The 7093-nt window shown below is 73.2% G+C and carries 4 protein-coding genes; all 4 read left to right on the forward strand.

The genetic code is table 11. From position 1 onward, the window contains the following. Positions 1-934: EamA family transporter (locus CCN72_RS31655; RefSeq protein ID WP_208638155.1), on the forward strand; the 934-nt coding region annotated here is incomplete at its 5' end. 145 nt (positions 935-1079) lie between these two features. Beyond that, positions 1080-1541 (forward strand): cobalamin B12-binding domain-containing protein, encoded by a 462-nt coding sequence (locus CCN72_RS31660; protein WP_232984967.1) that lies wholly within the window; start codon positions 1080-1082, stop codon positions 1539-1541. Then, a complete protein-coding gene (locus CCN72_RS31665) occupies positions 1538-4864 on the forward strand; it encodes an FAD/NAD(P)-binding protein (protein ID WP_086811600.1) in 3327 nt (1108 codons plus the stop codon). Before CCN72_RS31660 ends, CCN72_RS31665 begins: the two co-directional genes overlap by 4 nt. Next, a complete protein-coding gene (locus CCN72_RS31670) occupies positions 4861-7032 on the forward strand; it encodes an AMP-binding protein (protein ID WP_086811601.1) in 2172 nt (723 codons plus the stop codon). The genes CCN72_RS31665 and CCN72_RS31670 overlap by 4 nt, the downstream gene beginning before the upstream one ends. Positions 7033-7093 lie beyond the last annotated feature (61 nt).

The raw sequence follows: 7093 nt of genomic DNA on the forward strand, positions 1-7093 counted from the left end.
GGGGCGCGTCAGGGGGGCGGGTGTGAAAGGGGCGTCCGGCTGCCTCATGGTCGTCGGCGCCTGCGCGCTGTTCGGGCTGAGCGGGACGGCCTCACGGGTGCTCATCGACCATGGGATCAGTGCGCTGACGGTCACTCAGTTCCGTATGTCGGCGGGGTTCTTGAGCCTGTTCGGCGTCCTGGCCCTCACCCGGCGTGAGCTGCTGCGCCTGCCGTGGCGGCGGCTGCCGCGGGTGGTTGTCTTCGGGCTGGCGCTGGCCGCGCTCATCTACTGCTACTCCATGGCGATCGCCCGGCTGCCCCTGGCCGTCGCGCTGGTGCTCCAGTACAGCGCCGCCGCCTGGCTGACCGCCGCGGATGCCGTACGGCAGCGCCGGCGCCCGGCCGCGAGCGTGCTGGTGGCGCTGCCGCTCACGCTCGGCGGGGTCGTCCTGATGGTCGGCATCGGGGGCGCCTCGCTGGGCCATCTCGACCCCGTCGGGATCGTCTTCGGGCTGGCCACCGCCGCCGCGTACATCCTGTACCTGGTGTGCGGGCGCGGCATCGGTGACACGGTGCCCACCGCCACCTCCACCATGTACGGATCACTGGTCGCGGCCGTCGCGTGGAGCTGCGTCCAGCCGCCGTGGCACATCGAGAGCGGGGCGTGGGAGCCGCGGGCGCTGGTGCCGCTGGTGCTGATCGGGGTCCTCGGGATGGCCGCGCCGTTCGCGCTGGTGCTCACCGCCGTACGTTCCCTCGGGCCGACGCGGGTGAGCATGCTGGGCACCTTCGAGATCGTCGCCACCAGTGTCATCGCCTATGTGTGGCTCGGCCAGGCGCTGACCCTCCTCCAGTGCTTCGGCGGACTCCTGGTGGTCACCGGGGTCGTCGTCTGCGGGCGCCGGGTCCCGGACGGAGCGCCGGTCGCCGAACTGGACGTAGAGCAAGCGTAGTTGCTCCTCCCCTCAGAACCGTGGGCCGTACGGCATCCGTGAACAGCGGTTCAGGACCTCCGAATCGGTCTGGGCCATGGAGCCGGAAGGCGGGATCTTCGATGTGTCGCGGCAGGCCGCGACACATCGACAGGAGGTCTCTCCCGTGTCACCCATCCAGTCCAGAGCCACCCGTGTACTGCTCTCGACGGTCTCCTCCGACTCCCACACCTGGAACCTGGTCTTCCTCCAACTGCTGCTCGAAGAGCGCGGGTACGAGGTGTCCAACCTCGGACCGTGCGTGCCCGACGCCGAGATCATCGAGGCGATCCGCGCACAGCGGCCCGACGCCGTGGTCATCTCCTCGGTGAACGGCCACGGCCACATCGACGGCCGCCGGCTGATCAGGAAGCTGCGAGAAGACAGTGACGCGACCCTGTCCGCCGTTCCCGTGATGATCGGCGGAAAGCTCGGCATCCAGGGAGCCGACCAGCCGCACCTCGCCGACGAACTGGTCGCCGCGGGCTTCGACGCGGTGTTCACGGACGGCGCCGACCCGGCCGAGTTCGGCAGCGAGCTCCAGCGGATGACCGGGCACCGCCCCGAGATCGCGGGGGCGGCCGCATGAGCGCGAACCGCCGCCAGGGCCGCCTGGACGTATACGGCCAGGGCAGCCCCGACATGCAGAGCTACGTCGAACGGGCCGCACAGGCCGGGCAGTTGGTCGTACAGCCCCGGATGGGCATGTCGGACCCCGAGCGCATGGCCGAGGGACTCGCGGCCGTCACGGCGGCCCGTGCCCGGACGCTCGGCACGCTCACCATCGACTCCTACACCCGGGTCGAGGACATGGCCGGCGCGCAGGCCGCCCTCGCCGAGGGCCGCGCGCTGAACGGCTTCCCCCTCGTCAACCACGGACCGCGGGTCACCGCCGAGGTCGCCCGGGCCGCCGACGGCATCCCCGTCCAGGTCCGGCACGGCTCCGCGCGGCCCGCCCATATCTTCGAGGCGATGATCGAGGCGGGCCTCTCCGCCTCCGAGGGCGGACCGGTCTCCTACTGCCTGCCTTACTCCCGGCTTCCGCTGGCCGAGGCGGTCCCCGCCTGGACCGACGCGACCCAGCAGCTCGCCGAGCAGGCGGACGACCACGGGATGCGGGCCCATCTGGAGACCTTCGGCGGCTGCCTGCTCGGGCAGATGTGCCCGCCGTCGCTGCTGGTGGCGATCAGCGTCCTGGAGGCGATGTTCTTCGCCCGCAACGGGGTGACCTCCGTATCGCTGTCGTACGCCCAGCAGACCAACGCGGTGCAGGACATCGAGGCGCTGGCGGCCCTGCACCACCTCGCGGAGCTCTTCCTGCCCTCCAGCGTGGCGCGGCACGTGGTGCTCTACACCTACATGGGCGTCTACCCCGCCACCGAGGCCGGGGCCGAGCTGCTCCTGGACTCGTCGGCGCAGATCGCCGTGCGCGGCGGCGCCCAGCGGCTGATCGTCAAGACCGTCGCCGAGGCGCACCGGATCCCCACCGTCCCCGAGAACATCGCGGCCCTGGAGCGGGCGGCACGCGTGTCCCGGCAGGCGCTCCAGGACGACTGCCCGCTGCCGTGGGCCCGCCAGGTCGACTACGAGACGATCTACAGCGAGGCGCTACGGCTCATCACCTCGGTCCTCGACCACGGCACCGACATCGGCGCGGGACTGCGCGCCGCCTTCGCGTCCGGCGTCCTCGACGTGCCGTTCTGCCTGCACCGGGACAACGCGGGTGTGGCCCGCGGGGCGATCGGCGACGACGGCCGGCTGGTCTGGTCCGGTACGGGCGCCATGCCGCTGCCGGTCGCCGGGGGCACCCGGCACGCCGTCACCTCGGGCCGGCTCCTGGGCATGCTGCGCTACACCGCCGACGCCCACGACCGCGCGGCGGCCGCCCTGACCCGCAAGCGCGCCGAGGCCCTCGCCATCCGCGGCGACGAAGCCATCGGCAGCAAGGCCGACAGCAAGGCCGGCGGCACTGCGGACAGCGTCGCCGACGGCAGCGCCGAGGGTGGCGTCGCCCACCGCATCGCGGTCCTCGGCTCGGGTCCGCGCGGACTCGCCGTCGTGGAACGCCTGGTGGCCCGGCTGCGCGCGGAGACGCCGGAGCGGGCCGTGGAGATCACGCTGATCGACAAGGACCAGGTCGGCGCGGGCCGTATCTGGCGCACCGACCAGAACCCGGCCTTCCTGATGAACACCGCCTGCGGCGAGGTGACCATGTTCTCCGGTCCCTCCGACGGCGGCCCCGCCCGAGCGGGCGCGGGACCCTCGCTCGGCCAGTGGTGGGCCGGCGCCGAAGACCTCGTCTATCCCGGCCCCAACGCCTATGCCCCCCGGGCGCTGTACGGCCGGTACCTCCAGTTCTTCCTCCAGGCGGTCCAGGACTCCCTGCCGGACCGCGCGACCCTGCGGCGGTACGCGGGCCACGTCATCGCCCTGCAACGGGCGGGCGGTGCCTGGCAGTTACGCTGCGCGGACGGTGAACTGCTGCACGCCGACCGGGTCGTCCTGGCCACCGGTCACCCCCTGACCGAACTCACCGCCGACCAGAGCCGGTTCGCGGACTTCGCCGCCCCCCGGCCGGAACTGACGTACATCCGCGGCGACAGCGCGGCCGACATGCCGCTGGACCGGATCGCACCGGGGGCCCGTGTCGCGGTCCTCGGGATGGGCCTCACGTTCTACGACATCGTCGCGGCGCTGACCACCAGCCGCGGCGGCCAGTTCAGCGAGGGCCCGGGCAAGGTGCTGCGGTATCTGCCCTCCGGCCTCGAACCGGTCCTGGTGGCGGGCTCACGGTCCGGAGTGCCGCTGCCCGCCCGTGGCCTCAACCAGAAGGGCCCGCTGTGGCGTTACACGGCCAAGCTGTTCACCCCCGAGCGGATCGCCGCCCTGCGCGCCGAGGGCACCCCCCTCGACTTCCGGCTCCAGATCTGGCCCTGGCTGCACGCCGAGATGCAGCTCGTCCACTACGCCACCGCCGTACGCGCCAGACTCGGCGCCGACCGGGAACGGGAGTTCCTGATACGCACGGCCGCCCTTGTCGAGAACGCGGGAGCCGACGGCGCGGAGAAGATCATCCGCACCGCCGCCGCCGAACTCGGCATCGACGGCCCGGCCCCCCTGGACATCGACGCGCTGGCCCGCCCCTTCGCCGGCCGGACCTTCGAGAGCCCCGCCGAATTCACCGCAGCCATCGGCGAGTTGATCGACGAGGACCTCGCGCACGCCGGACAGGGCAACCTCGACGGCCCCCGCAAGGCGGCCCTGGACGTGCTGCGCGACGTACGCGGAACCATCCGGGCCGCGGTCGACTTCGACGGCCTCACCGCCGCCTCGCACCGCGACGACTTCCTGGGCCGGCTCGCCCCGCTCAGCTCCTTCCTGGCCGCGGGCCCCCCGGCGCAGCGGCTGCGGCAGACCCGGGCGCTGCTCGAAGCGGGCGTCCTGCGGGTGGCCGGACCCTCGGTCGAGTTCGCCGCGGACGAGGCGAGCGGCTTCTTCACCGTCCGCTCCCCGCAGGTCGAGGGGTCCCTGGAGCACTGCGAGGTGCTCGTCGACGCCCGGATCCCGGCCCCGGACCTCGGCCGCGACACCGCACCGCTCACCCGCCAGCTGCTCGACTCCGGCCTGTGGACGCCCTGGGCCAACGAGCAGGGCGACGGCGGCCGGGTCGCCGGGGGAGTGGCGACGACGGCGAGCCCGTACCGGCCCGTGACCGCGACCGGGGCGGCGGCGGAGGGCGTGTACGTCCTCGGCATCCCCTCCGAGGGCCAGCGCTGGTTCATGCAGGTCGGCTCCGCCCGGCCCGGCCCCTGGACCGACTTCACCCGGGACGCCGACGCCATCGCCCGGGACGCGCTCGCCGCGCTCCCGCGGCCGGCCGCCCACCGCACGCTGGAAGGAACCCGACGATGACCGCCCGAGACGACCGCGCCGCGGCCCACGCCACGCTGCGCCGCACCCCCTCCCACGCCGCCTTCCGGCGCGGCCGCGATCTGCTCCTGGAACTGCGCGCCGACCACGAGGCCGCCCAGCGGGCCTTCCGCTGGCCCCGCCTCACGCACTTCAACTGGGCGCTGGAGTGGTTCGACGTCATCGCCCGGGACAACCCGCGCACCGCCCTCGAACTGATCGGCCCCGACGGCCGGGACCAGCGGATCTCCTACCAGGACCTCGCCACCCGCTCCGACCAGCTCGCCAACTGGCTCACCCACAGCGGCATTTCGCGCGGCGACCGGGTGCTCATCGTCCTCGGCACACAGGTGGAGCTGTGGGAGACCCTGCTGGCCTGTCTGAAGACCGGGGCGGTGGCCATCCCCACCTACACCTCACTGACCCGCAGCGAGGCCGCCGACCGGATCGGCCGGGGCCGGGTCCGTCATGTGATCTGCCGCAGCGAACTCGCCCCGCTCTTCGACCGCCTCGACCTCGATCTCGACCTCGATCTCGACCCGCACGCGTCCATGACCCGGATCGCGGTCGGCGCGCCGGTCGAGGGCTGGCAGCCGTACGACGACTCGTACCAGTCCGCCACGTCCTATCTGCCGACAGCCCCGACCCCCGCCTCGGACACGGCCTTCGCCTACTTCACCTCCGGCACCACCTCGGCGCCCAAACTCGTCGTCCACACCCACGCCTCCTACCCGGTGGGGCACCTGTCCTCCCTGTACTTCAACGGACTGCTGCCCGGCGACCGGCATGTGAACATCTCCGAGCCCGGCTGGGCCAAGCACTCCTGGTCCAGCTTCTTCGTCCCCTTCACCGCCGAGGCGACCCTCGTCGTCCCGCCCGTCGAGATCGTCGAGTCCGGACAGCTGCCGCGGCTGCTGGAGGAACGCGGCATCACCAGCCTCTGCGCCCCGCCCGCCCAGTGGACCCGGCTCGCCGCACACGCCGCGACCGCCCGGCCCCGGCTGCGCGAGGCCACCACCGCGGGTGAGCCGCTCGCCCTGCACGTGGCGGAGGCCATCGAGGCCGAATGGGGCGTGACCGTCCGCGAGGGCTACGGCCAGACCGAGACGACCGCCCTGGTCGGCACCACGCCCGGACTGCCCCGCAAGCCCGGCTGGCTGGGCAAGCCGCTGCCCGGCTGGGACCTGACCGTCCGCGACGAGCAGCTGTACGTGGAACTCGCCGACCGGCCCGTCGGCATGATGACCGGCTACGACGGCGACCCCGGGCGCACCGGCCAGGTCCTCACCGCCGACCGGTACGCCACCGGGGACTCCGCGATCCTCGCGTCCGACGGATACGTACGGCTGCTGGGCCGCCGCGACGACGTCTTCAAGTCGGGCGGGCACCGCGTCTCGCCGTACGAACTGGAGGCGATCCTGCGCACCCACCCCGCCGTCCGCGCGGCCGCCGTGGTGCCGGTGCCCCACCCCACGCTGAACCTCGCCGCGCACGCCGTGCTCGAACTCGAAGCCGGCGCCCGGGCCACGGAGACAGAACTCCTCGCCCATGTCGACCTGCATGTCACCCGCGCCCTGCGGGTCCACAGCGCCTCCTTCACCGACGCGCTGCCCCGTACGACCTCCGGCAAGATCCGCCGCTCCGAGGTGAGCGCCCGACTGCGCGCCACCGCGACCGGCCCCGCGCACGGCCCCGGCCCCGCCGACCCGAAAGGCACCCCCATGTCCGTGACCAGCCCCGCGCACCGCGACGTCCTCGTCATACGCGAACTCCTCGACACCGCGAACCTGGACCGGCTGACCTGGCAGGCGTACGTCCAGCCCGGACGCCAGGCGGTCGACGTGCACTGGCTGTACACCGCCGAGGAGACCGGCCCCGACGGCGCGGAGTCCTACCTCGCCCGCTTCGGCGCCGGCGCGCACGGAGACCTCCACCGCCACCTCGGCTACGAGCTCATCGTGGTCGTGGACGGCGAACTGCACAACGACAACGGCGATGTGTACGGCCCCGGCTGCCTGGTGCTGGAGAAGCCAGGCAGCGTGCACCGGGTCAGCAGCCCCCGCGGCTGCACCCTCCTGGTGATCCGGGAGAAGCGCACCGAGGCCCTGCTGCCCGGTGAACTCCCGGACACCGGCCTCGCCCTGGAGGGCGCCCCGGTCCCCGCCTCCTGACCGCCCCCGGTCCCCGCATCCGCAGCCGGCGCCACCCCCCGAGCAGAAAGCCCTTCAGAAC

Source organism: Streptomyces murinus, from assembly GCF_002154555.1.
Taxonomy (GTDB): Bacteria; Actinomycetota; Actinomycetes; order Streptomycetales; family Streptomycetaceae; genus Streptomyces; species Streptomyces murinus.

Excerpts from the sequence above, each read along its gene's own strand:
- CCN72_RS31665 (WP_086811600.1), top strand. The coding sequence starts at position 1,538 with ATGAGCGCGAACCGCCGCCAGGGCCGCCTGGACGTATACGGCCAGGGC.
- CCN72_RS31670 (WP_086811601.1), top strand. The coding sequence starts at position 4,861 with ATGACCGCCCGAGACGACCGCGCCGCGGCCCACGCCACGCTGCGCCGC.